The organism is Zoogloea sp. JDB1, assembly GCF_056724025.1.
Genome location: NZ_CM161496.1, coordinates 4437235 through 4460910, shown reverse-complemented (window position 1 = coordinate 4460910; position 23676 = coordinate 4437235). Strand labels below are relative to the sequence as shown.

Sequence of the window (23676 nt, the reverse complement as noted above, 5' to 3'; positions counted from 1 at the left end):
CGGTCAGACGGCCAGTTTTTCCAGCAGGTCCGATTCGATCTTCAGCACCTGGGCGTCTTGGGTCAGGCCGGGGCCGCTGATCAGGAAGGTATCCTCGACGCGTTCGCCGAGCGTTGCGATCTTTGCGGTGTGCAGGTTGATGCCGTAGTGGGTCAGCGTCTCGGCGACGCCGAACAGCAGTCCGGGACGGTCTGCCGCGGTGACCGACATGATGAAGTGCTGGCCGCGCTCGTCCGGCCGGATGCTGACTTCCGGCGTGATCGGGAAGTGCTTGACTTCCCGCGACAGGCGGCCATTGGCGGGCTGATCCACCGGCGCGTTGGTGCGCAGGCGCTCGGTGAGGTCGTGTTCCAGCAGGTTGATCAGGTCGCGGTAGTGCACTTCCTCCTGGCCGGGGTCGAGCAGCACGAAGCTGTCGAGTGCGTAGCCGTGGCGGGTGGTGTGGATCTTGGCGTCGGCGATGGTGAAGCCGAGGCGCGCGAAGAAGCCGCATAGGCGCATGAACAGATCGCGCTGGTCCTGCATATAGACCATGACCTGCAGGCCTTCACCCACGTGGCTGAGGCGGGCCTTGACGACCGGCTCGCCGGCTTCCACCCGGTAGTACAGCATGCGTGCGTGCCAGGCGATTTCCTCTGGATCGTGGCGCAGGAAGTAAACCGTGTCGAGCTGATCCCATAGGGCGTCTTCGGTGCCGGGGCGCAGGCCGTAGTAGCGCAGCAGGTTGCGGGCGTCGTCCTGGCGGATTGGCGTGCCCAGGGCCTGCTGCGGCGTGGCGCCGCGGAGCAAGCGCTGCGTAGTGAAGAACAGGTCTTCAAGCAACTTGCCCTTCCAGCCGTTCCAGACCTTGGGGCTGGTGCCGCGGATGTCGGCGTGGGTCAGGATGTACAGCGCGGTCAGGTTGCGTTCGCTCTTGACTAGCGCTGCGAAGCGCCGGATGACATCCAGGTCGGACAGATCCTGCTTCTGCGCGACGTTGGACATGGACAGGTGGTGTTCGACGAGCCATTCCACCAAGTTGGTATCTGCCGCCTCGAGGCCGTGGGATTCGCAGAAGTCCCGGGCATCCTTCATTCCGAGCTTGGAGTGGTCTCCGCCGCGGCCCTTGGCGATGTCATGGAAGAGCGCCGCAATGTAGATCAGCCACGGTTTCTCGAAGCTGGTGCACAGGCGCGTCAGCAGCGGGTATTCGTGGGCGTGTTCGGCCACCACGAATCGGCGGACGTTGCGCAGCACCTGCAGGATGTGCTGGTCCACTGTGTAAACGTGGAACAAGTCGTGCTGCATCTGGCCGACAATGCGTCGCCAGGCTGGCAGGTAGAAGCTCAGGATGCCGTACTGGTTCATGCGCCGCAGTTCATGTACGACGCCGCGCTTCTGCTGCAGCAGGCGCAGGAACAACGCCTTGTTGGCGGGGTTCTGGCGGAACTCTACATTGATCAGCTTGCGTCCGCGCCACAGGGCGCGCAGCGTGCGGGCTGTCATGCCCTTCAGCTCCGAGCGCTGTTCGAGCAGCAGGAAGCATTCGAGCAGGGCGCTCGGGTGGCGGTCGAAGACGCCTTCGTCCCGCACATCCAGAAGCTCGCGCACGCACTGGAAGCGTTCGTTGATGTTGATGGCCGCCGGGTAGCGGTTGGGGAAGAATTCGACGCCGAAGTTCAGCAGCAGGATGGTGTTGAGCTGGGTGACCTTCTTGGCTGTCCGGTAGTACTCCTGCATGAAGACTTCGGAGGCCCGGCGCACGTCGTTTGATTCGTAGCCGAACTGGCGGGCGAGCTTGTCCTGGTGGTCGAACAGCAGTCGGTCCTCCCGGCGGCCCGTGATGTGGTGCAGGCGGATCCGTGTGTGCTGCAGGAAGCGCTCCACCTCGCGCAGTTCGGTGGCCTCCTCGTCGGTGATCAGGCTGTGCTTCGCGAGATCGCGCCAGTGGGTGCCAAAGCCCGCTGCGCGGCTGACCCAGCCAATCAGCTGCAAGTCGCGCAGGCCGCCGGGACTTTCCTTGCAGTTGGGTTCCAGAGAGTAGGGTGTTTCGTTGTGGCGCGTGTAGCGCTGTTCCTGCTCAAGGCGCTTGGCTTTGAAGAACTGGCCCGGGTTGAGCCGTTCCCGCAGGTGCTGCTCGAACTGAGCATAAAGGGGGCGGTTGCCGCACAGGAACCTGGCCTCCAGAAGGTTGGTCATCACCGTCACGTCAAGGGCGGCTTCCTCCAGGCACTCCGCTTCGGTTCGCACGCTGTGGCCGATGTCCAGGCCGACGTCCCACAGTAGGCCGATCATCTGAGTCAGGCGTTCCTGCAGATCCTCGTCCGGCTGGCCGTCGAGCAGAAACAGCAGATCGACGTCCGAGCACGGGAAGAGCTCATCACGTCCGTAACCGCCCACGGCGACCAGGGTTGCTGATGTAGGCAGGCCGAAGTCCTTCCAAAGGTCCAGCAATACGCCATCCACCAGATGTGAGCGACCCTTGAGAATGGGGTCGGTCAGCGGCCTGGCCTCGTAGGCTGCGCGCAGGGTCTCGCTGCCGGCCTTCAGGCGGCCCTTGTAGCGGGCGATGAGTTCCCTGGTGACGTCGAGTGGAATGATGGAGGTGGTTTCGGGCATGTTCTGGCGGATGCTCAGGGCAGGAGGTGAGCGACGATGTCCGGGCGGGCGGGTGAGCCCGCCGACAGGGTCAGGACCTCGACGCCTGTCTCGGTGACGAGCAGCATGTGTTCCCATTGAGCCGACAGACTGCGATCGCGGGTGACGATGGTCCACCCATCGGGGAGCTCGGAGATGGCGGCCTTGCCGGCGTTGATCATTGGCTCGATGGTGAAGACCATGCCGGGCGTAAGTTCCAGGCCCGTTCCGGGCTTGCCGTAATGGAGCACCTGGGGATCTTCATGGAAATTGGCGCCGATGCCATGCCCGCAGAACTCGCGCACCACCGAAAAACCATTCTTCTCCGCGTGCGCCTGGATCGCGTGACCAATATCCCCGAGATGGGCACCAGGCTTCACTTGCGCGATGCCGAGCCACAGGCATTCGTATGTAATATGGCATAGCCGCTTTGCAAGGATACCCGCGTCGCCAACGACGAACATGCGGCTGGTGTCGCCGTGATAGCCGTCCTTGATGACGGTGATGTCCAGATTGACGATGTCCCCCTTCTTGAGAGCTTTGTCGCTTGGAACGCCGTGGCAGACCTGGTGGTTGATCGACGTGCAGATCGACTTGGGGTATGGCTGGTAGCCGGGCGGACAGTAATTCAGTGGTGCAGGAATGCAACCTTGTACATCTACCATGTAGTCATGGCACAGCTTGTCGAGTTCGGCGGTGGTGATGCCGGGCTTGATGAAGGGCGTGATGTAGTCCAGGACTTCTGAGCCTAGTCGGCCCGCGATGCGCATCTTTTCGATTTCTTCGGGCGTTTTTATGGAGACGCTCATGGAGGCATGATTTTGTTGGGTTTCAGGCCTATTAGGCTAGCTCAAGCCGAATTCGTGGGCAATGCAAGGATTGTCCTGGAAGTGCGAAGCTCTGCAGGGGCGGTCTTGAGAGGGCTCTACAAATGCTGATATACTTGGAGGCTTGTCTAACCTGACGTTGGGCAAAATTCACACGCCTGACCCTTTGGGGTTTGTGAATCCTTGTTATGGATTCAAAGCGGAGCCGTTTTGCAGAAAGGCTGCACGGCAGGTCGGGCGGCGGTTAAACCTCAGTATTGGAGTAGAAAATGTCTGTCACCATGCGTCAAATGCTCGAAGCGGGCGTTCACTTTGGTCACCAAACCCGTTTCTGGAACCCGAAGATGGCCCCCTTCATCTTCGGTCAGCGCAACAAGATCCATATCGTCAACCTCGAGAAGACCCTCGTCAAGTACAACGAGGCTATGGATTTCGTGCGCAAACTGGCAGCCAATCGCGGCAACATTCTGTTCGTCGGCACCAAGCGCCAGGCGCGTGAAATCGTCGCCGAAGAGGCCCGCCGTGCCGGCATGCCTTACGTCGATGAGCGCTGGCTCGGCGGCATGCTGACCAACTTCAAGACCGTCAAGGTTTCCATCAAGCGCCTGAAGGACATGGAAGCTATGGTCGAAGACGGCTCTGTCGAGCGTCTGTCCAAGAAGGAAGCCTTGCTGGCCTCGCGCGAACTGGAAAAGTTGCAGAAGAGCCTCGGCGGCATCAAGGATCTGGGCGGCCTGCCGGATGCGCTGTTCGTTATTGACGTCGGCTACCACAAGATCGCGATCACCGAAGCCAACAAGCTGGGTATTCCGGTCGTGGCTGTTGTCGATACCAATCACACTCCCGAAGGCGTTGACTTCGTGATCCCGGGTAACGATGACTCCTCCCGCGCGATCCGTCTGTACGCCCGCGGCGTTGCCGATGCGGTTCTGGAAGGCAAGAACCACGTGATCCAGGAAATCGTGGCTGCCGGTTCCGACGAGTTCGTCGAAGTGGAAGACGGCGCTGAAGAGCAAGCCTGATTTCCGTCGAATCCGATCAAATAGTTATTAGGAGCAAGCATGGCGGAAATCACCGCAAGCATGGTCAAGGAACTGCGCGAGAAGACTGACGCGCCGATGATGGAGTGCAAGAAGGCCCTCTCCGAAGCTGCTGGCGACATGGCCAAGGCCGAGGAAATCCTGCGCGTAAAGCTGGGCAACAAGGCCTCCAAGGCTGCCGCCCGCGTAACCGCTGAAGGTATCGTCGGTGTGTACATCTCTGGTGACGCGAAGCTCGGCGCCATCGTTGAAGTGAATTGTGAGACCGACTTCGTCGCCAAGAACGACGACTTCCTGGGTCTCGCGAAGAGCCTGGCTGAGCTGGTTGCCACCAAGAATCCGGCTGACGTTGATGCGCTGTCTGCCCTGGATCTGGGCGGTCAGTCCGTCGAGGAAGTTCGCAAGGCTCTGGTCGGCAAGATCGGCGAGAACATGTCCATCCGTCGTTTCTCCCGAATCGACGCCAAGGGCGCTGTGGCCAGCTACATCCACGGCGGCTCCAAGATCGGTGTGCTGATCGACCTCGTTGGTGGTGACGAAGCGCTGGCGAAGGATATCGCCATGCATATCGCCGCTTCCAAGCCGAAGTCCCTGGATGCTTCCGGCGTGCCCGCCGAGTTGCTGGACGTCGAGCGTCGTATTGCCATCGAGAAGGCCCGTGAAGCCGGCAAGCCGGAAGCCATGCTCGAGAAGATTGCCGAAGGCACCGTGCAGAAGTTCCTGAAGGACGTCACGCTGCTGGATCAGGTCTTCGTGAAGGCCGAGGACGGCAAGCAGACCATCGCTCAGCTGCTGAAGGCGAAGGGCGCTTCCGTCGCCAGCTTCACCCTGTACATCGTGGGTGAAGGCATCGAGAAGAAGGTTACCGACTTTGCTGCTGAAGTGGCCGCCCAGGCTGCTGCCGCTGCCCAGAAGTAAGAAAGGTGACAGGACGATGAGCCAGCCCGCTTACAAGCGCATTCTCCTCAAGCTTTCCGGTGAGGCCCTAATGGGTGATGATGCCTATGGCATCAACCAGGAGGTGGTGGCCCGGATCGTCGGTGATGTGGTGGAAGTTACACGCATCGGTGTCGAGGTAGGGGTTGTGATTGGCGGCGGGAACATCTTCCGTGGAATGGCGGGAGCCGCGACCGGTATGGATCGCGCGACCGCCGACTACATGGGGATGCTGGCCACCGTCATGAACGCAATGGCCCTCGGTGACGCGTTCCGCGCCGCCGGGGTCAATGCCCGAGTTCAGTCCGCGCTGCGTATCGACCAGGTGGTCGAGCCGTATATTCGCGGAAAGGCAATCCGTTACCTCGAAGAGGGGCGGGTGGTCATCTTTGGTGCCGGCACAGGCAATCCTTTCTTTACGACCGATACGGCGGCTGCACTGCGTGGTTCCGAAATCGGAGCGGATATCGTCCTCAAGGCTACCAAAGTTGATGGAATCTACACGGCTGATCCCAAGAAGGATCCTTCCGCGACCCGCTTTCACAAGATTTCGTTCGATGAAGCCATCGCACGCAATCTGGCGGTGATGGATGCGACGGCGTTCGCGCTGTGCCGTGACCAGCGTCTGCCGATCAATGTCTTCAGCCTTTTCAAGACTGGTGCGTTGAAGCGCATCGTTCTCGGTGAGGACGAAGGCACGCTGGTTTACTGCTGAGGAAAGAGTGATGATTCCAGAGCTGAAGAAAACGACCGAGCTCAAGATGCAGAAGTCCATCGATGCGCTCAAGCAGGATCTCGCCAAAGTGCGTACCGGTCGTGCGCATGCAGGGATTCTGGATCATGTGATCGTCGAATATTATGGCAATCCCGTGCCGATCAATCAGGTTGCCAACATCACGCTGATCGATGCCCGCACGATCGGTGTCCAACCTTGGGAAAAGCCCATGGTTGGCAAGATCGAGAAGGCAATCCGCGATTCGGATCTCGGCCTGAATCCGGCATCGCAGGGTGAGGTCATCCGTGTGCCGATGCCGCCTCTGACCGAAGAGCGTCGCAAGGAGCTGATCAAGGTCGTCAAGCACGAAGGTGAAGGTGCCAAGGTTGCCGTGCGCAATCTGCGTCGTGATGCCAATGCATCGCTGAAGGATGCTGTTAAGGCGAAGACGATTTCTGAGGACGACGAGCGTCGTACTCAGGATGATGTTCAAAAACTGACCGACAAGGCGATCGTCGAAATCGACAAGCTGCTCGCTCAGAAAGAACAAGAACTGATGCAGATCTGACCTTCTCGGTCGGATTTTTTCCGCTCTCCCTCAGACGGACGGATCATGGTGCGATTGCCCTTTCTCAGCTCCACGCGGGGTGTACCCGAGGCGGCGAAAATTCCGCGGCATATCGCCATCATCATGGACGGCAATGGGCGTTGGGCGCGAAAGCGCCTGATGCCTCGCGTCGCTGGCCATGCGAAGGGTGTCGATGCACTGCGGGAAGTCATCCGGACCTGTCTGGATCGCGGGGTCGAATATCTGACGGTCTTTGCGTTCAGTTCGGAAAACTGGCGTCGTCCCAAGGACGAGGTTTCGTTCCTGATGCAGTTGTTCATGAAGTCGCTCAAGCTGGAGATCGAGCGTATTCACCGCAACAACATGCGTCTGCGTGTCGTCGGCGATCTGGCCGGATTCGACAAGCCGCTGGTGGATCTGATCCGTGATTCGGAAGCCCTCACGGCGGCCAATACGGGCATGCATCTGACCATCTGCGCCAACTATGGTGGGCGTTGGGACGTTTTGCAAGCCGTCGAGAAGATGCTGGCTTCTTCTCCCGGTGTAACGAGCGGGTTCTCGGAAGACGATCTTGCACCGCATCTGGCCTTGAGCTTCTGTCCTGAGCCGGACCTCTTCATTCGTACCGGTGGTGAGCAGCGCATCAGCAACTTCATGCTGTGGCAGTTGGCTTATTCGGAACTCTATTTCACCGACAAGCTCTGGCCCGAATTCGGGGAGGCCGCGCTGGACGAGGCGATTCTGTCCTATCAGCAGCGGGAGCGCCGTTTTGGGCGCACCAGTGAGCAGGTTGTGTCCGGCGGGCCAGACTCTTCCGTTCCTGGTCATGCTTAAAGCGCGGGTTATTACCGCGCTCGTCCTGCTGGTGGGCTTGCTGTCGGCTCTATTTCTGCTTCCCGCTGTCGGTTGGCTTGTCTTTTCATCCCTGATCTGCGCGCTCGCGGCAACAGAGTGGGCTTCCATGCTTGGGTTTTCTACCTCGCGGAAGCGCCTGTACGCGTTGTTGCTGGGGGGGCTGTGCCTTGCGATGGGACTTGTCGCGGGCCTGCATCTTGAGGCGACGGTTGCGCCGTTTGCGCTGGAGCCGATCTATGCGGTTGGGGCACTCTTCTGGCTGCTGTGCGTTCCGTTCTGGCTATGGGCCAAATGGCGTTTGCCGGATAGCGCGGCGGCGCCCTTGATCGGTTGCGTGTTGCTGGTGCCGCCCAGTCTCGCTATTGCGCATCTCCGACTGCTCAGCCCATGGCTGCTGCTCGGGGTCATGGCCGCGGTATGGATAGCCGACATCTCCGCCTATTTCGTCGGGCGTACCTTTGGCAAGCGTAAGCTGGCGCCTTCCATCAGTCCCGGCAAGAGCTGGGAAGGCGCCTATGGAGCAGTGGCCGCAGTGACGCTGTATGGCCTTGCCTGCATTTCCTATTGGGGCTCCGTCAAAGGGCTTGGGTTGTTACCAGTCGCCCTTCTGCTGGTTGGCTTCACGGCGCTCAGCATCATTGGCGATCTGTTCGAGTCCCTCGTCAAGCGTCAAGCCGGCGTGAAGGATAGCGGGACCTTGTTGCCTGGCCATGGAGGAGTCCTCGACCGGATCGACAGTCTGACTTCCACATTGCCGGTCGTCGCGCTGATTGCCCTCTGGATGGCACGATAAAGATCATGATTCAAGGGAAAAAGCTCATTACCGTGCTGGGGGCGACGGGCTCCATCGGCGTCAGCACGCTCGACGTGGTTTCGCGTCACCCGGATCGTTACAGCGTTTTTGCATTGACGGCGCATCGGCAGGTGGACAAGCTGCTGGCCCAGTGTCTAGAGCATCGTCCGGCCTACGCGGTCATGGCAAGTGCCGATGATGCGCTGCGCCTGCAGGCCATGCTGGAGCGCGAAGGTTGCTGCACCGAAGTGCTGTCCGGCAGCGAGGCGCTGGTCGAGGTCGCATCGGCACCCGAGGTCGACATGGTCATGGCGGCCATTGTCGGCGCGGCGGGCTTGCCGCCCGCCCTCGCTGCGGCGCGTAGCGGAAAGCGGATCCTGCTAGCCAACAAGGAAGCCTTGGTCATGTCCGGGGCGCTGTTCATGCAGGAGGTCGCTGCGGGCGGGGCCAGCCTGCTGCCCATCGACAGTGAGCACAATGCGATCTTCCAGGGGCTTCCCGCAGGGTTCGAGCGCGGCCTGGATGGCAGTGGCGTAACCCGCATCCTGCTGACGGCGTCTGGTGGGCCCTTCCTCAATAAGCCTATCGAGGAGTTGGCTGCAGTGACGCCTGAAATGGCGTGCGCCCATCCGAACTGGGTGATGGGACGCAAAATTTCCGTCGATTCGGCGACGATGATGAACAAGGGGCTGGAGGTCATCGAAGCCTACTGGCTGTTTGGCGCGTCGGCCGACCATATTGAAGTCGTGATTCATCCCCAGAGCGTCATCCATTCGCTGGTAGCCTATGCCGATGGTTCGGTGCTGGCCCAGCTCGGCAATCCGGACATGCGCACGCCTATTGCCCATGCAATGGCTTATCCAGAGCGTATCGACGCCGGTGTGAAGCCGCTGGATCTGTTCGAGATCGGGCGTCTCGACTTTCAACGGCCGGATTTTCAGCGCTTCCCGTGTCTAGGGCATGCATATCGGGTGCTTCGTGAGGGAGGCATCGCGCCAGCGGTATTGAATGCAGCCAACGAGGTCGCCGTGGCAAGCTTCCTCGACGGCCGGCTGAGTTTCGATCGGATTGCTGGCATCATTGCTGCGACTCTCGATGCCATTGAGTCCCAGGCGGCCGAATCCCTGGACGTGGTTCTCGAGGCGGATCGCCGGGCCCGTGAGTGTGCCGCCCGTTTCGTCGTGCAGGTAGCCCGCTGACAGCCATGAATCTGCTGGACTACCTCATCCCCTTTGCGCTGGCGCTGGGTATTCTGATCGTCGTGCATGAGTTCGGGCACTACATCGTTGCCCGCTTGTGCGGCGTGAAGGTGTTGCGCTTCTCTCTCGGTTTCGGCAAACCCCTGCTGGTCTGGCGCGGTGGGCGGGATCGTACCGAGTGGGCGCTGTCGGCGTTCCCGCTGGGTGGTTACGTCAAGATGCTCGATGAGCGCGAGGCGCCGGTCGCAGACGAAGAGTCGCACCGGGCTTTCAACCGGCAAACTGTCTGGCGCCGCATCGCCATCGTCGCGGCCGGGCCGCTGGCCAATCTCGTGCTGGCGATCGCCTTGTACTGGGGGCTGTATTCTAGCGGCGTGGAAGAGCTGCGGCCCCGCCTCGGGGTGCCGGCTGCTGCCAGTGCCGCGGAGCGTGCCGGTTTCACGGATGGTGAGCTGGTGCGCACGGTAGACGGCCATCCGGTGGCAACTTGGCAGGAGCTCCGCTGGCAGTTGTTGCAGCACGCCTTCGAGCGGCGCGCCGTTACAGTAGAGACGATCAATTTCAAGGACGAAATCGCTTTTCGTCCGCTCGACATGGCCGGTGTCCATGTGGATCAGGGAGAGCAGGACATCAGCGTCCAGCTCGGGCTCAGCCTCTATCGGCCGAATGTGCCAGCGGTGCTCGGAGCCCTGAGCGCGGGTGGCGCTGCCGAGCGGGCTGGTCTGAAAAGCGGAGACCGAGTTCTCCGCATCGGTGACAAGCGGATCGGTGGCTGGGGTGATCTGGTCGAGACGGTCCGTGATGCACCGGGTGCCGAGCTGGAATTCGAAGTGCTGCGCGACAATGCGTCCCTGGTCTTGAAGGTCGTGTCCAGCTCGGTGGAGGAAAGAGGGCGGGCCATCGGAAGGATCGGCGTCGCGGTGGCTGATGCGGATATCCGCCGCGATCTTATGTTCACTATCGTCCAGTACGATTTTATCGATGCGTTCGTCAAGGGGGTGGCCCAGACTTGGGATACCGCTGCGTTGAGCGTTTCGATGCTGGGACGCATGATCGTCGGCGACGTTTCCGTCAAAAATCTGAGTGGTCCGGTGACGATTGCCGACTTTGCCGGTCAGTCGGCGAAGATGGGCTGGGCTCATTACATCAAGTTTCTGGCCCTGATCAGCATCAGTCTCGGCGTCCTGAACCTGCTGCCCGTTCCGGTGCTCGATGGTGGGCACTTGTTGTATTATGTGATCGAGATCATCAAGGGCGGCCCGGTTTCCGAGCGGGTTATGGAAATCGGTCAGCAGATTGGAATGGCTCTGCTGGCGGCGCTAATGGCTTTTGCCTTCTACAACGACATCAACCGCCTTGTTGCTAGCTGAAATCGGATGAATTCCAAGCTTCTTCCCGGGCTGATCGCCGCACTTTTCGTGGCATCGCCCGCCTTGGCCTTCGAGCCATTCGTTGTCAAAGATATTCGTGTTGAAGGGATTCAGCGGACCGAAGCCGGGACTGTTTTCAGTTACCTGCCTGTCAAGGTCGGTGAGCGTTTCTCGGACGATAAGGCTTCCCAGGCCATCAAGGCTCTGTTCGCCACGGGTTTCTTCAAGGATGTCAGGATCGAGGTGGATAACGATGTCATCGTTGTCGTCCTTGATGAGCGTCCCGCCATCGCCCAGGTCGATTTCGTCGGCATCAAGGAGTTCGACAAGGATGCGCTGAAGAAGGGCCTCAAGGAAGTCGGCCTTGCGGAGTCGCGCATTTTCGACCGTGCTGTTCTTGAGCGTGCCGAGCAGGAGTTGAAGCGTCAATACCTTTCCAAGGGGCTTTACGGCGTACAGATCACGACGACTGTCACGCCGCTGGAGCGAAACCGAGTCGGTGTGAACTTCAATGTGGTCGAAGGTGACGCCGCCAAGATCCGCCAGATCAGCGTCATCGGCAACCAGGTTTTCAAGGAGAAGGAGCTGTTGGAGCTGTTCTCCTTGACGACGCCGGGCTGGATGACTTGGTATTCGAAGAGCGATCAGTACTCGAAGCAAAAGCTGTCCGCCGATATCGAAACGCTGCGTTCCTATTACCTGAACCGTGGTTACCTGGATTTCACCGTCGATTCGACGCAGGTGTCCATCACGCCGGACAAGAAGGACATCTACATCACCTTGAGTGTGACTGAAGGTGAGAAGTACACCGTTTCCGACGTCAAACTAGCGGGGAACATGGTGGTGCCCGAGGCTGAGCTGCAGAAGCTTGTCAAGCTGAAGGCTGGCGATACCTTTGTGCGTGACAACGTTACTGCGACCACCAAGGCGATTACCGACAGGCTCGGCAATGCGGGCTACGCGTTTGCTAATGTGAATGCGGCGCCCGAGGTGGACAAGACCAAGCGTACGGTCGCGTTCACGGTTTTCGTTGATCCGGGTCGGCGGGTGTATGTGCGCAAGATCAATTTTGCGGGCAATGCACGGACCCGCGATGAGGTGATCCGGCGTGAAATGCGCCAGATGGAGGGCGCGTGGTATGACGGCGAGGCGCTGAACCGCTCCAAGGTAAGACTGGATCGTCTTGGCTATTTCGATGAGGTGACAATCGAAACCCCGGCGGTCCCCGGGTTGACCGATCAGGTGGATGCCAATTTCACGGTCAAGGAGCGGGCGACCGGCAACCTGATGCTCGGTGCTGGTTTCTCCAGTTCCGAAAAGGTCATCCTGTCCGCGTCGATTTCCCAGCAGAACCTGTTCGGTACGGGTAATGCGATGACGCTGCAGATGAATACTGGCCGCATCAACAAGACCATTGCGCTGTCTTTCACCAATCCCTACTGGACGATCGACGGCGTCAGCATTGGCTGGGATCTCTACCAGCGCAACGTGGATCCGACCTCGCTGTCGGTGGCGACCTACAAGAGTTCGTCCATCGGTGCAGGCATCCGCTTCGGCTATCCGATTGCGGAGGATGACCGGATCAACTTCGGCCTGGCAGTCGATCAGACCTCGATCAAGGTCTACGACACCAGTCCGTCGCCCTACGTCGGTTTCGTGAACACCTTCGGTGACACGGCCAAGAGCCTGCTGGCGACGATCGGCTGGTCCCGCGACCGGCGTGACAGCTTCGTGTATCCGACCTCCGGCGTCTATCAGCGCGCCTCTGTGGAGATTGCGACTCCCGCGCTCGACATGCGCTACATCCGCGCCAACTACCAGCATCAGTACTGGATCCCGTTTGGTGGTGGCTACGCATTGATGCTGAACGGCGATGTCGGCTACGCGCATGGTTACGACGGCAAGGAACTACCGTTCTACAAGAACTTCTACGCCGGCGGTATCGGTTCGGTGCGTGGTTATCAGCAGAGCACGCTGGGTCCGCACTATACGGATTCGTCGGGTTATGTGCGTGCGCTGGGCGGTAACCGCCGTGTCATCGGTAATGCCGAGTATTACTTCCCTATGCCGGGTTCCGGCAAGGACAAGTCCATGCGTCTGTCGTTGTTTGCGGACGTGGGCAACGTCTGGGGGGCCGACGAAAAGGTGCAGGCTTCGGATTTGCGTTACAGTGCGGGCTTGGCGTTCTCCTGGAGTTCTCCGGTGGGCCCCTTGAAGTTCAGCCTGGGTGATGCGTTGAAGAAAAAAGAAGGCGACAAGACGCAGAAATTCCAGTTCCAGCTGGGTACGGTGTTCTGATTGTTGCCGAGTGGCAAGCAGATGGAGGTTTGAGTGAAAGGTATTGGTTTGTCCGCAGTGGCGGCAGTCTTGCTAGCTGCTTTCGCGCAGACGGCTGCGGCCGAGGTGAGAGTCGGTTTCGTCAATTCCGACCGCGTGATGAAGGAAGCGACGCCTGCCAAGAAGGCCCAGCAGAAGCTGGAAAAGGAATTCGAGAAGCGTGACCAGGATCTGCAGCGCATGGCCAAGCAACTCCAGGGCATGCAGGAAGGTCTCGAGAAGAACGGTGTGACGATGGCCGAGGGCGAGCGCCGCAACAAGGAGCGCGAGTTCAACGAGCTCAACCGGGATTTCCAGCGCAAGCAGCGCGAGTTCCGTGAGGATCTCAACCAGCGTCGCAACGAGGAACTCGCTGGCGTGCTGGATCGTGCCAACAAGACGATCAAGCAGATTGCCGAGGCCGAGAAGTACGACATCATCTTCCAGGAAGCGGTATACGCCAGCCCGCGCATCGACATCACCGACAAGGTGATCAAGGCGCTGAGCGAAGCAGCGAAGTAAGCCGCAGTCAATGGAATTCTCCCTTGGCGAGCTGGTAAGCCGGCTCGGCGGCGAACTCGTCGGCGACCCGGGCGTTGTTGTTCGGCAGATCGCGTCGATCGAAGCGGCCCGGGAAGGTGAACTGGCCTTCCTGTCCAACCCCAAGCTCGGGGCATCGCTGGCAACGAGCAAGGCCTCCGCATTCATCCTGTCGCCGAAGGCGGCCGGGCTGACCGATCGCCCGCGCATCCTGACGACTGATCCGTATCTGTACTTCGCGCGCGTCGCGCAGCTCTTCAATCCGCCCAAGCAAGCGCCGGCAGGGATACATGCCAGTGCGGTCGTTGCATCCGCGCTGCCGGCTTCCGTATCCGTCGGTCCCAATGCGGTGATCGGCGAGAGCTGCGTGATCGGCGAAGGTTGTGTGATCGGAGCCGGTTGCCTGATCGCCGACGGTGTGCACGTCGGCGCGGGTTCTCTGCTGCATCCCGGCGTCAAGATCTACGACAACTGCGTCATTGGTGCGCGGGCCATCCTGCACGCCGGAGCGGTGATCGGCGCAGATGGCCTGGGCTTTGCGCGGGATGCGGACAAGCACTGGGTCAAGATTCCCCAGATCGGCCGCGTGGTGCTGGGCGACGATGTGGAAATCGGCGCCAACACGACGATCGACCGCGGTGCGCTGGACGACACCATTGTCGGCAGCGGCGTAAAGCTGGACAACCTCATTCACGTGGCCCATAACTGCCATGTGGGGGACGACACCATCATGGCGGCGATGGCCGGCCTGGCGGGCAGCACGCGCGTGGGCAAACGGGTGATGGTGGGCGGCAAAGCTGGTTTCTCGGGCCACCTGGAAGTGGCCGACGATGTGGTGATCTCTGCCGACACCAATGTAACCAAGACCCTCGACAAGGCCGGCGTGTATACGGCCATGATCCCGCTGCAGCCGCATGCTGATTGGGTCCGGAATTTTGCCCACCTGCGTCGCCTCGATGCGATGGCGGAGCGGGTGCGCGAGCTGGAGAAAAAGCTCGCCGAAATGGAAAAGAAATCATGAGCGAAATCATCGACATCAACGAAATCAAGCGTTACATCCCGCACCGCTATCCCTTCCTGCTGGTGGATCGCATCACCGAGCTGGAAGTAGGCAAGCGCGTCGTGGGCCTGAAGAACGTGACTGTCAATGAGCCTTTCTTTACGGGCCATTTTCCGCACAACCCGGTGATGCCGGGCGTGCTGATCATCGAGGCGCTGGCCCAGGCGGCCGCGGTGCTGGCCTTCAAGACCGATGGTACGGTGCCGGACGAGAACGCGATGGTGTATTTCGCTTCCGTGGACAACGTGCGCTTCAAGCGTCCGGTGGTGCCGGGCGATCAACTCGTGCTGGAAGCCGAGATCGTGCGCGTGATGCGCAACATCTGGAAGTTCAAGGGCACCGCCAAGGTGGCCGGCGAGCTGGCCACCGAAGCCGACTTCATGTGTGCGATCAAGCGATGACGATCCACCCGACTGCCATCGTTCATCCGGGCGCACGCCTTGCCGAAGGAGTGCAGGTCGGGCCGTACTCGATCATCGGTGAATACGTCGAGATCGCGGAGGGGACCCACATCGGTCCCCACGTGGTGATCGAGGGGCACACCCGCGTTGGTCGCGACAACCGGATCTTCCAATTCTGTTCGATCGGCTCCGAGCCCCAGGACAAGAAGTACGCCAACGAGCCGACCCGGCTGGAGATCGGCGACCGCAATACGATCCGTGAATTCTGCAGCTTCAGCACCGGTACCGTGCAGGACGGCGGCCTGACCCGCGTCGGCAACGACAACTGGATCATGGCCTACGTGCATGTTGCCCACGATTGTGTCGTCGGCAACAACACCATCTTCGCCAACAACGCGACGCTGGCTGGCCATGTGTCGGTGGGAGACTGGGCGATCCTGGGTGGTTTCACCGGCGTGCACCAGTTCGTGCGCGTCGGCGCCCACAGCTTCTGCGGTGTCGGTACAGTGCTGCTGCAGGATCTGCCGCCCTTCGTGACGGTGTCCGGCAATCCGGCTGCGCCGCACGGCATCAACAGCGAGGGGCTCAAGCGCCGGGGCTATTCGAGCGAAGGCATCACGGCCATCAAGCGTGCCTACAAGACGCTTTATCGCAACGGCCTGACCCTCGACGAAGCGCGTCGCCAGATTGCCGAGGCTGCCGCACAGGCCCCCGAACTGCAGGAGTTTTCCGATTTCATCGCCGAGTCCGGGCGTGGCATCGTTCGCTGATCCATGCCAGTGCGGATTGCCATGGTGGCGGGTGAGGCCTCCAGCGACCTCCTGGCCAGTCACCTGATCAAGGCGCTCAAGCGCCATCTTCCCGATGCCGAGTTCTTCGGCATCGGTGGTCCCAAAATGCAGGCGGTGGGTTTCCAGGCTTTGTGGCCCGCTGAGAAGCTGTCGGTCCACGGCTATGTGGACGCTCTCAAGAACTACCGGGAGCTGTCGGGCATCCGCCGTGAGTTGCGGGACATGCTGGTGAAGAATCCGCCGGCAGCCTTCATCGGCGTGGATGCACCCGACTTCAGCCTGTGGCTCGAGAAGCGCCTGAAGGACAAGGGCATCCCGGCGATCCATTTCGTCGGCCCGTCCATCTGGGCCTGGCGGCGCGGGCGCCTGAAGGGCATCGCGCGGGCGGTCAGTCACATGCTGTGCCTGTTCCCGTTCGAGCCCGAGATCTACCGTACGGCCGGTGTGCCGGTCAGCTATGTGGGCCATCCGCTGGCCGACGTCTTTCCGCTAGTGCCCGACCGTGAGGGCACGCGGGAGATGCTGCAGATCTCGCCCGGCGGGCCTGTGTTTGCGTTTCTGCCGGGCAGCCGCCAGTCGGAGGTGCGAAATCTGGCGGACACCTATATCGCCACCGCGGCGTTGCTGTATGCCCGTCATCCGGATGCACGTTTCCTGGTGCCGCTGGCAACCCGCGAGACCCGGGTTCTGTTCGAGGATGCCTTGCGGCGCCATGCCCACATGGATCTGCCGATCCGTATCCTGTTCGGCCACTCGGTGGAGGCGATGATCGCCGCTGACGTGGTGCTGGTGGCGAGCGGCACGGCGACGCTGGAGGCGGCGCTGCTCAAGCGGCCGATGGTGATTACCTACAAGATCGGAAAATGGTCCTTCCGCCTCATGAAGCGCATGGCCTACCTGCCGTGGGTAGGCCTGCCCAACGTGCTGGCTGGACGCGAAGTGGTGCCCGAAGTGTTGCAGGACGCCGCCACGCCTCAGGCGCTGGCCGACGCCCTGGACGGCTGGTTGTCTGACAAGGCGCGCATCGCCGAACTCGAGCAGACCTTTACAGACATGCATCTGCAGTTGCGCCAGGACACGGCGGACAAGGCCGCGGCGGCGATCCTGCCCTACCTGAAAGGACGTTGAAGATGCTCCTGTGCGGCGTCGATGAGGCTGGACGCGGCCCCCTGTGCGGGCCAGTGGTGGCGGCCGCGGTGATTCTCGATCCGGCGAAGCCGATCGAGGGCCTGGCCGACTCGAAGAAGCTCAGCGAAAAGCGCCGCCAACGCCTGGCCGTGGAGATCCGCGAGAAGGCGCTAGCCTGGTGCGTGGCGGAAGCCAGCGTTGCCGAGATCGACCGCATCAACATCCTGCACGCCAGCATGCTGGCGATGCAGCGTGCCGTAGTGGGGTTGTCGCGGCGGCCTGACAGGGTACTCGTGGACGGTAACCGCTGCCCGCAACTGGATCTGCCGTGCGAGGCCATCGTCAAGGGCGATGCGCTGGTGGCCGAGATTTCCGCCGCATCCATCCTGGCCAAGACCGTGCGTGATGAGCTGCTAGTCGAACTCGACAAGCGCTACCCCCAATACGGCTTAGCCGGCCATAAAGGCTACCCGACCGCGGCCCATCTGGCTGCGCTACGTGCCCATGGCGCCTGCGAAATCTATCGCCAGAGCTTTGCGCCGGTGCGCGACGTAATCTCCAACCCGCCCCTGTGGACCGAGGACGATCTGCGATGAAACACCACCATCTGCTGCTGCTCGTACATCTTGCCGGCGTGATCGTCTGGGTTGGCGGCATGGCCTTCGCCCATTTCTGTCTGCGGCCATCAGCCATGCAACTGCCACCCGCCCAGCGCCTGAGCCTGTGGCATGGGGTCTTCGGGCGCTTCTTCCCGATCGTCTGGGGCGCCATTGCTGCCATCGTCCTGTCCGGCTTCGCGATGTTGCTGGAGGTGGGCTTCGCCCAGGCGCCGCGTTCCTGGCACATGATGGCCGGCGTCGGCGCGCTGATGATGGCGATCTTTGCGAGCATCTGGTTCGGTCCCTGGCAGGCGCTCAAGGCGGCCGTGACCGCGGAGAGCTGGGCCCAGGGGGCGCAGGCGCTCAACGCGATCCGCCAGCGGGTGGTTGTCAACCTCGTGCTGGGGACGCTGGCCGTCGCCCTTGCCACGGTCGGTCTGGCCTTCTCGTGAAGCAGATCAGCTCGCGGGACAACCCGACCATCAAGCACCTGCACGCGCTGGCGACGTCGGCGCGGGACCGGCGCAAGGAAGGGCGGACGTTGCTCGATGGCGCACATCTGCTCGGCGTTGCACTGGAGCGCGGCGTCGATGTGTTGCAGATCGTCGTCAGCGAGAGCGGGCGCCGGCAGGCGGAGATCGAAGCGCTGCTGGCGCGCTGCCCGTCCGAGCGGCAGATCGAGGTGCCGGATCGCCTTTTTGCCCACATCAGCCCGGTGGATACGCCTAGCGGCGTGATCGCGGTGGTCGCCGTTCCGGCTGCGGAGGAAGGGCGCCCGATCGTCGATAGCTGCGTGCTGCTCGACGGGGTTCAGGACCCCGGCAATCTCGGCACCATCCTGCGCACTGCGGCAGCGGTTGCGGTGAAAGACGTACTCCTCACCCCCGGCTGTGCCCAGGCCTGGTCGCCCCGCGTGCTGCGTGCAGCGATGGGGGCGCACTTCGGATTGCAAATCCGTGAAGGTGTGGATGCTGCGGCCGCTCTGGAAGCCTTTCCCGGTGCCGTCCTGGCCGCGGATCTGCGGGACGCCACAGAGCTTTATGATCTGGACCTGCGCGGTCCGGTGGCCTGGCTGTTCGGTTCGGAGGGGCAGGGGCTGTCTGCCGAAGTGGCGGCGCTAGCCACCCGTCGCGTGCTGATCCCGATGCCGGGCGGCATGGAGTCCCTCAACGTGGGGGTGGCGGCCGGCGTGTGTCTGTTCGAGCAACTGCGCCAGCGGCGTTCAACCAGGTACTCAGTCGGGTAACTTGAGACCGGCGGCGCTGGCTGCCGCCGCGGCGTCATGGTCGGCGCGGAACGGCAGCACGCCCAGTAGCGGTGCCGGCAGGCGGAGGGTCAGAGCTTCCAGGTTCTGTTCGAAGCGCAGCATCGCCGGATCCACCTGATTGGCGATCCAGCCGGCGAGCCGCAGACCGCGCGCCTGGATCGCCTCGGCGGTGAGCAGGGCGTGGCTGATGCAGCCGAGCTTCATGCCCACCACCAGGATCACTGGCAGGCCCAGGTGCTGGGCCCAGTCGGCGGTGTCGAAATCGTCGCCCAGCGGCACGCGGAAACCGCCGACGCCTTCCACCAGCACCAGCTCGGCCTGAGTACGGAGTGCCTGGAAGGCCGTGTCGATTCTGGCCGGATCAATGCTCACGCCTTCTTCTGCCGCCGCGATGTGCGGTGCGATCGGGCTGGCCAGGCAGTAGGGGTTGAGCAGCGCCAGGCCAGGATCGAAACTGCCCGCGGCGCGCAGGCGGGCCGCATCTTCGTTGAGGAATTCACCATCGACCATCTCCGCGCCGGCGGCGATCGGCTTCATGCCGACAGCGCGCAGGCCGAGCGCGCGGGCGGCGTGGAGGAGGGCGCAGGTGGCGAAGGTCTTGCCGATTTCGGTATCGGTGCCGGCAATGAAGTAGGCGCTCATTTCTTTTCTGCAATCAACCAGTAGGTATCGTAGGACGCCGGCAGGCCGGCGGGGGTCCGGTAGGCCTCGTAGGCGGTACTGAGGCGGCCCCAAGCGGCCTTGCCGAGGGTGGCTTGGCGGCGTGGTGCGCCGGTCTGATGGGCCCCGAGGGTCTTGATGTCGCGCAGCAGGCGGCGCAGGTCGGGTGCCCAGGCGTAGAGGGTGTCGCGTTCGCTGGCGACGATCTGCAGGCCGGCGTCCTCGACGGCGTCGTCGATGACTTCCGGTGGCTGGAAACGCAGCACATGTTCGTGCTGATCCACGTGACGGAAGGCGTCGCGCAGTTCGCCGAGGGTGCCGGGGCCGAGGGTGGCGATCCACAGCTGGCCGCCGGGACGCAGGCTGCGTGCCAGCTCCGGGAAGACCTTACGCGGATGGCACCACTGCAACGCGTAGCTGGACCACAGCAGGTCAACGCTGGCATCGGCCAGCGGCAGGCGTTCCATGTCCGCGCACAGCGGGTCAGCCAGCCCGGCGGGATGGCGCCGCAACATCGAGGTGGCGAAATCCAGTGCAATCAACCGGGCTGCCGGGAAACGCTGCTTGAGGCCCGGAAGGGCATAGCCAGTGCCGCAGCCCGCATCGACGATGCAGCCGGGTTGCAGGGGTTGTGCGGCGGCCAGCGCGAACAGGCGGTCGCAGGCACTGCGCTGGACGGCGGCGACCGCGTCGTAGGCGTCGGCGGCCTTGTCGAAGGCGGCACGGACTGCGTTCTTTGGGGCGGGGGCGTCAGTCAAGGGTGAAGCCCTCGATCAGCGTCGCGCACTCCTCCGGGCGCGACAGGAAGGGGGCATGGCCGCACTGGCCGAACACTGTCAGGCGCGCATCGGGCAGCGTGTCGGCCAGCCATTCCGCGGCGGCCACCGGCATCAACTTGTCTCCGCTACCGTGCAGCAGGCGGACCGGCTGGTGGATTGTCGGGACGATGGAGCGAAGGTCGGTTTCGGAGAGCAGGCACAGGCCTTCGGCGAGCGCGGACTTGTGGGTGTAGTCGGCCGTCGTGAGGCTGTTGCCCAGCGCCGCAGCAACCACCTTGCGGGCGTTGTCGCCGAGGCTCTGCAGCGCCACGAAGCGGCGCTGCGTGGCGTCCGGTGTGGCGTCGAACTCTTGGCGGAAGCTGGTTAGCGTCGTGCCCGGCAGTGCGGCTGGCCAATCGTCAGCTTGAATGAAGCGCGGCGAGGCGCCGATCAGCACCAGCCTGGCTACGCGTTCCGGGTTCTGTCGGGCGAGATACAGTGCGAGCTGGGCGCCGAGGGACCATCCGACGATAACGGCTCTTTCAGGTATATGGGGAAGCAGGGCGTCTGTCCAATCGTCGAGATGTGGTCCTACGGGCGCTGCGCTGCCATGTCCAGGCAAGTCGGGGGTATGCAGTGTGAAGGTGCTGGAAAGCGCCTCAGTCAGGGGCTTCCAGACCGCTGCAGAGAGGCCCCAGCCGTGCAGCAGGACGAGGTCGCGGCTCATGTTGAGGCTCCTTCCAGCCGCAGGAGCGTCGCCACCAGGTGGTCCACCTGCGCTTTGCTGTGGGCGGCCGACAGCACGATGCGCAGGCGTGCGGCACCCTTCGGCACCGTCGGCGGGCGGATCGCCGGCACCCACAGGCCTTCCGCATCGAGGGCGCGGGAAACGGCCAGCGTCTCGTGGTTGTCGCCGATGACGACGGGCTGAATCGGCGTGTCGGACGGTAGCAGTTGCCAGCGCTTCAGCGTCAGCCCGGCTTTGAAACGGGCGATCAGGGCCTGCAGGTGGGCGCGGCGGGCGTCGCCATGTTCGATCAGATCGACGGCCGTCAGCAGCGCGTCGGCGAGCAGCGGCGGGGCGCCAGTGGTGAAGATGTAGCTGCGCGTCTTGTTGAGCAGCCAGTCGATGACATTGCATTGTCCGGCAACGAAGGCACCGGAGACGCCGGCGGCTTTGCCAAGGGTGCCCATGTAGATCAGGCGCGGTGAGCTCAGGCCGAAGTGCGCGAGGCAGCCGCGGCCCTGGGGGCCCAGCACGCCGAAGCCGTGAGCGTCGTCCACCAGCAGCCAGGTCTTGTGCGCCTCCGCCAGCGCGAGCAAGTCGCGCAGTGGCGCGATGTCGCCGTCCATGCTGAACACGCCGTCCGTGACAATCAGTTTGCGTGGTGCCGTGGAGGCCTGCAGCCGGGCCGCCAATGCGGGGACGTCGCAGTGAGGGTAGCGGATCAGCTCGGCGCGGGACAGCAGCGCGCCGTCCACCAGCGAGGCGTGGTTGACCTTGTCGGCGAAGATTGCGTCGCCACGGCCGACCAGGGCTGGCATGACGCCGATGTTGGCCATGTAGCCGGTGGAGAAATACAGCGCTTCCTCCATGCCGACGAAGGCGGCGAGGCGGGTTTCCAGCGCCTCATGGGAGGCATAGTGGCCGCTGACCAGGTGGGATGCGCCGGAGCCGACGCCCCAGCGCTCGATGCCCAGGCGCGCCGCATCGGCCAGCGCGGGCTCGGCGGCCAGGCCCAGGTAGTCGTTGGAGCAGAAGGCGGTGACCGCATCCTCCCGGTCGGCGAGGCGGGTGTCCGGGCGACAGGGGGTGGTGACGATGCGCCGACGGCGGCGCAGGCCGGCGGCGTCGAGTTCGGCGAGACCGGCGTCTAGTTCTTCGAGCGGATCGGGATACTCAGGCAAGGCTGGCCTCCAGGGCGGCAGCGCAGCGGCTGGCGAGGAAGTCGATCTCGTCGTCGCCGAGGATGTAGGGGGGCATGGTGTAAACCGTATTACCGATCGGGCGCAGCAGAAGTTCCCGCTGCAGGGCTTCGGCGAAGAAGCGGCGGGAAAAGCCGGTCGGCGCATCGGCCACGTCGAACGCCAGGATCATGCCTTGCTGGCGCAGATGGCGGACGGCCGGGTGGCCGCCGACTGCGCTCTGGAAGGCATCGCCGATACGCTGGGCCTTGGCGCGGTTGGCGGCGATCACGTCGTCTTGCGCGAAGATGTCGAGGGTCGCCAGCGCCGCGCGGCAGGCCAGCGGGTTGCCGGTGTAGGAGTGGGAGTGCAGGAAGCCGCGGGCCGTGTCGTCGTCGTAGAAGGCGTCGAAGACGGAGCTGGTGGTGAGGACGATGGACAGGGGCAGGTAGCCGCCGGAGATGCCCTTCGACAGCAGCAGGAAGTCCGGCCAGATGCCGGCCTGCTCGCAGGCGAAGAAGCTGCCGCTGCGCCCGCAGCCGACGGCGATCTCGTCGGCCACCAGATGCACCTGGTAGCGGTCGCACAGGGCGCGGGCCAAGCGCAGGTATTCCGGGTCGTACATGACCATGCCGGAAGCGCCCTGGACCAGCGGCTCGACGATCAGCGCGGCGGTCTCGTCGGCGTGCTCGGCCAGGTGGGCTTCCAGCGCGGCGGCGGCGCGGCGGGCCACGTCGGCGGCCGTTTCACCGGTTTCGGCGAGGCGTGCGTCGGGCGTCGGCACGCAGGTGCCACCGCGTACCAGCGGGGCGTAGGCGTCGCGGAAGATCGCCACGTCGGTGACGGCCAGCGCGCCGACGGTTTCGCCGTGGTAGCTGCCGGCCAGGCTGACGAAGCGGTTCTTGGCGGGGCAGCCGGTGTTGCGCCAGTAATGGACGCTCATCTTGAGGGCGATCTCGGTCGCCGAGGCGCCGTCCGATGCGTAGAAGGCGTGCCCGAGCTGATGGCTGGTGAGCGCCGCCAGACATTCCGACAGTTCGACCACCGGTTCATGGGTGAAGCCGGCCAGCAGTACGTGTTCAAGGGTGTCGAGCTGGGCCTTGAGGGCAGCGCCGATGCGTGGATTGGCATGGCCGAACAGGTTGACCCACCAGGAGCTGATGCCGTCCAGGTAGCGTTTGCCATCCATGTCGTACAGCCAGGCGCCTTCGCCGCGCTTGATGGGAATCAGCGGCAGTTGCTCATGGTGCTTCATCTGGGTGCACGGATGCCAGACGGCGGACAGGGAGCGGGCGAGGAGCTCGCTGTTGCGGGTGTTGGACGACATGGTGG

Annotated in this window: 24 protein-coding genes; 17 read left to right on the top strand and 7 right to left on the bottom strand. The window is 62.8% G+C overall.

Annotated elements, in window-relative coordinates; genetic code table 11:
* Nucleotides 1-3: 3 nt before the first annotated feature.
* Together AC1PPK_RS20230 and map are read right to left on the bottom strand one after the other, a co-directional pair.
* Nucleotides 4-2598, bottom strand: a complete 2595-nt coding sequence (locus tag AC1PPK_RS20230) for a [protein-PII] uridylyltransferase (protein WP_481114807.1) — start codon at nt 2596-2598, stop codon at nt 4-6.
* Nucleotides 2599-2612: 14 nt separating this feature from the next.
* Nucleotides 2613-3425 (bottom strand): type I methionyl aminopeptidase, encoded by an 813-nt coding sequence (map, locus tag AC1PPK_RS20225; RefSeq protein WP_481114806.1) that lies wholly within the window; start codon nt 3423-3425, stop codon nt 2613-2615.
* Between the two features lie 287 nt (nt 3426-3712).
* On the opposite strand from map, the gene rpsB reads away from it, so the two are divergent.
* From rpsB to AC1PPK_RS20140, 17 genes are read left to right on the top strand one after another with little or no spacing between them, the layout of a single operon-like run.
* Nucleotides 3713-4465 (top strand): 30S ribosomal protein S2, encoded by a 753-nt coding sequence (gene rpsB / locus AC1PPK_RS20220; RefSeq protein ID WP_481114805.1) that lies wholly within the window; start codon nt 3713-3715, stop codon nt 4463-4465.
* 39 nt (nt 4466-4504) lie between these two features.
* On the top strand, nt 4505-5401 hold the full coding sequence (tsf, locus tag AC1PPK_RS20215; RefSeq protein ID WP_481114804.1) for a translation elongation factor Ts: 897 nt from the start codon (nt 4505-4507) through the stop codon (nt 5399-5401).
* A 16-nt stretch (nt 5402-5417) separates the two neighbouring features.
* Entirely contained in the window at nt 5418-6134 is a 717-nt protein-coding gene (gene pyrH / locus AC1PPK_RS20210) for a UMP kinase (protein ID WP_481114803.1), read from the top strand.
* Between the two features lie 10 nt (nt 6135-6144).
* The gene (frr, locus tag AC1PPK_RS20205; RefSeq protein ID WP_481114802.1) at nt 6145-6702 is read left to right on the top strand and encodes a ribosome recycling factor; all 558 of its coding nucleotides are present in this window, start codon (nt 6145-6147) and stop codon (nt 6700-6702) included.
* Nucleotides 6703-6747: 45 nt separating this feature from the next.
* Nucleotides 6748-7536 carry a polyprenyl diphosphate synthase gene (gene uppS / locus AC1PPK_RS20200; RefSeq protein WP_481114801.1) on the top strand — a complete coding sequence of 263 codons (789 nt, stop codon included), beginning with the start codon at nt 6748-6750 and terminating at the stop codon, nt 7534-7536.
* A complete protein-coding gene (locus tag AC1PPK_RS20195) occupies nt 7529-8350 on the top strand; it encodes a phosphatidate cytidylyltransferase (RefSeq protein WP_481114800.1) in 822 nt (273 codons plus the stop codon). Before uppS ends, AC1PPK_RS20195 begins: the two co-directional genes overlap by 8 nt.
* A 5-nt stretch (nt 8351-8355) precedes the next feature.
* Nucleotides 8356-9549, top strand: a complete 1194-nt coding sequence (ispC, locus tag AC1PPK_RS20190; protein WP_481114799.1) for a 1-deoxy-D-xylulose-5-phosphate reductoisomerase — start codon at nt 8356-8358, stop codon at nt 9547-9549.
* A 5-nt stretch (nt 9550-9554) separates the two neighbouring features.
* Nucleotides 9555-10919 (top strand): RIP metalloprotease RseP, encoded by a 1365-nt coding sequence (gene rseP, locus AC1PPK_RS20185; protein ID WP_481114798.1) that lies wholly within the window; start codon nt 9555-9557, stop codon nt 10917-10919.
* 6 nt (nt 10920-10925) lie between these two features.
* A complete protein-coding gene (gene bamA, locus AC1PPK_RS20180) occupies nt 10926-13217 on the top strand; it encodes an outer membrane protein assembly factor BamA (protein ID WP_481114797.1) in 2292 nt (763 codons plus the stop codon).
* A gap of 33 nt (nt 13218-13250) precedes the next feature.
* Nucleotides 13251-13757, top strand: coding sequence for an OmpH/Skp family outer membrane protein (locus AC1PPK_RS20175; protein WP_481114796.1), 507 nt, complete (start codon nt 13251-13253; stop codon nt 13755-13757).
* Between the two features lie 10 nt (nt 13758-13767).
* Entirely contained in the window at nt 13768-14796 is a 1029-nt protein-coding gene (lpxD, locus tag AC1PPK_RS20170; RefSeq protein WP_481114795.1) for a UDP-3-O-(3-hydroxymyristoyl)glucosamine N-acyltransferase, read from the top strand.
* Nucleotides 14797-14804: 8 nt separating this feature from the next.
* Complete coding sequence (fabZ, locus tag AC1PPK_RS20165) at nt 14805-15236, top strand: 3-hydroxyacyl-ACP dehydratase FabZ (RefSeq protein ID WP_481118242.1); 432 nt, start codon at nt 14805-14807, stop codon at nt 15234-15236.
* Entirely contained in the window at nt 15233-16006 is a 774-nt protein-coding gene (gene lpxA, locus AC1PPK_RS20160; protein ID WP_481114794.1) for an acyl-ACP--UDP-N-acetylglucosamine O-acyltransferase, read from the top strand. The genes fabZ and lpxA overlap by 4 nt, the downstream gene beginning before the upstream one ends.
* Before the next feature lie 3 nt (nt 16007-16009).
* Nucleotides 16010-17155 carry a lipid-A-disaccharide synthase gene (gene lpxB, locus AC1PPK_RS20155; protein ID WP_481114793.1) on the top strand — a complete coding sequence of 382 codons (1146 nt, stop codon included), beginning with the start codon at nt 16010-16012 and terminating at the stop codon, nt 17153-17155.
* 2 nt (nt 17156-17157) lie between these two features.
* On the top strand, nt 17158-17751 hold the full coding sequence (gene rnhB / locus AC1PPK_RS20150) for a ribonuclease HII (RefSeq protein ID WP_481118241.1): 594 nt from the start codon (nt 17158-17160) through the stop codon (nt 17749-17751).
* Entirely contained in the window at nt 17748-18206 is a 459-nt protein-coding gene (locus tag AC1PPK_RS20145; protein ID WP_481114792.1) for a CopD family protein, read from the top strand. Before rnhB ends, AC1PPK_RS20145 begins: the two co-directional genes overlap by 4 nt.
* Complete coding sequence (locus AC1PPK_RS20140) at nt 18203-19000, top strand: TrmH family RNA methyltransferase (protein ID WP_481114791.1); 798 nt, start codon at nt 18203-18205, stop codon at nt 18998-19000. Before AC1PPK_RS20145 ends, AC1PPK_RS20140 begins: the two co-directional genes overlap by 4 nt.
* Here the strand turns inward: AC1PPK_RS20140 and bioD are convergent.
* The 5 genes from bioD to bioA are packed head-to-tail and all read right to left on the bottom strand — an operon-like array spanning nt 18989 to nt 23671.
* Nucleotides 18989-19663 (bottom strand): dethiobiotin synthase, encoded by a 675-nt coding sequence (bioD, locus tag AC1PPK_RS20135; RefSeq protein ID WP_481114790.1) that lies wholly within the window; start codon nt 19661-19663, stop codon nt 18989-18991. The two genes, AC1PPK_RS20140 and bioD, sit on opposite strands and share 12 nt — an antisense overlap.
* The gene (locus AC1PPK_RS20130) at nt 19660-20439 is read right to left on the bottom strand and encodes a methyltransferase domain-containing protein (protein WP_481114789.1); all 780 of its coding nucleotides are present in this window, start codon (nt 20437-20439) and stop codon (nt 19660-19662) included. Before AC1PPK_RS20130 ends, bioD begins: the two co-directional genes overlap by 4 nt.
* Nucleotides 20432-21166, bottom strand: coding sequence for an alpha/beta fold hydrolase (locus tag AC1PPK_RS20125; protein ID WP_481114788.1), 735 nt, complete (start codon nt 21164-21166; stop codon nt 20432-20434). Before AC1PPK_RS20125 ends, AC1PPK_RS20130 begins: the two co-directional genes overlap by 8 nt.
* Complete coding sequence (gene bioF, locus AC1PPK_RS20120) at nt 21163-22347, bottom strand: 8-amino-7-oxononanoate synthase (protein ID WP_481114787.1); 1185 nt, start codon at nt 22345-22347, stop codon at nt 21163-21165. Before bioF ends, AC1PPK_RS20125 begins: the two co-directional genes overlap by 4 nt.
* Nucleotides 22340-23671: an adenosylmethionine--8-amino-7-oxononanoate transaminase gene (gene bioA / locus AC1PPK_RS20115; protein WP_481114786.1), complete on the bottom strand. Its 1332-nt coding sequence runs from the start codon at nt 23669-23671 to the stop codon at nt 22340-22342. Before bioA ends, bioF begins: the two co-directional genes overlap by 8 nt.
* Nucleotides 23672-23676: the final 5 nt, after the last annotated feature.

What these genes read in the sequence shown, in the direction of transcription:
- AC1PPK_RS20230 (WP_481114807.1), bottom strand. Translation starts at nt 2,598, where the DNA reads ATGCCCGAAACCACCTCCATCATTCCACTCGACGTCACCAGGGAACTC.
- map (WP_481114806.1), bottom strand. Translation starts at nt 3,425, where the DNA reads ATGAGCGTCTCCATAAAAACGCCCGAAGAAATCGAAAAGATGCGCATC.
- rpsB (WP_481114805.1), top strand. Translation starts at nt 3,713, where the DNA reads ATGTCTGTCACCATGCGTCAAATGCTCGAAGCGGGCGTTCACTTTGGT.
- tsf (WP_481114804.1), top strand. Translation starts at nt 4,505, where the DNA reads ATGGCGGAAATCACCGCAAGCATGGTCAAGGAACTGCGCGAGAAGACT.
- pyrH (WP_481114803.1), top strand. Translation starts at nt 5,418, where the DNA reads ATGAGCCAGCCCGCTTACAAGCGCATTCTCCTCAAGCTTTCCGGTGAG.
- frr (WP_481114802.1), top strand. Translation starts at nt 6,145, where the DNA reads ATGATTCCAGAGCTGAAGAAAACGACCGAGCTCAAGATGCAGAAGTCC.
- uppS (WP_481114801.1), top strand. Translation starts at nt 6,748, where the DNA reads ATGGTGCGATTGCCCTTTCTCAGCTCCACGCGGGGTGTACCCGAGGCG.
- AC1PPK_RS20195 (WP_481114800.1), top strand. Translation starts at nt 7,529, where the DNA reads ATGCTTAAAGCGCGGGTTATTACCGCGCTCGTCCTGCTGGTGGGCTTG.
- ispC (WP_481114799.1), top strand. Translation starts at nt 8,356, where the DNA reads ATGATTCAAGGGAAAAAGCTCATTACCGTGCTGGGGGCGACGGGCTCC.
- rseP (WP_481114798.1), top strand. Translation starts at nt 9,555, where the DNA reads ATGAATCTGCTGGACTACCTCATCCCCTTTGCGCTGGCGCTGGGTATT.
- bamA (WP_481114797.1), top strand. Translation starts at nt 10,926, where the DNA reads ATGAATTCCAAGCTTCTTCCCGGGCTGATCGCCGCACTTTTCGTGGCA.
- lpxD (WP_481114795.1), top strand. Translation starts at nt 13,768, where the DNA reads ATGGAATTCTCCCTTGGCGAGCTGGTAAGCCGGCTCGGCGGCGAACTC.
- lpxA (WP_481114794.1), top strand. Translation starts at nt 15,233, where the DNA reads ATGACGATCCACCCGACTGCCATCGTTCATCCGGGCGCACGCCTTGCC.
- lpxB (WP_481114793.1), top strand. Translation starts at nt 16,010, where the DNA reads ATGCCAGTGCGGATTGCCATGGTGGCGGGTGAGGCCTCCAGCGACCTC.
- rnhB (WP_481118241.1), top strand. Translation starts at nt 17,158, where the DNA reads ATGCTCCTGTGCGGCGTCGATGAGGCTGGACGCGGCCCCCTGTGCGGG.
- AC1PPK_RS20145 (WP_481114792.1), top strand. Translation starts at nt 17,748, where the DNA reads ATGAAACACCACCATCTGCTGCTGCTCGTACATCTTGCCGGCGTGATC.
- bioD (WP_481114790.1), bottom strand. Translation starts at nt 19,663, where the DNA reads ATGAGCGCCTACTTCATTGCCGGCACCGATACCGAAATCGGCAAGACC.
- AC1PPK_RS20125 (WP_481114788.1), bottom strand. Translation starts at nt 21,166, where the DNA reads ATGAGCCGCGACCTCGTCCTGCTGCACGGCTGGGGCCTCTCTGCAGCG.
- bioA (WP_481114786.1), bottom strand. Translation starts at nt 23,671, where the DNA reads ATGTCGTCCAACACCCGCAACAGCGAGCTCCTCGCCCGCTCCCTGTCC.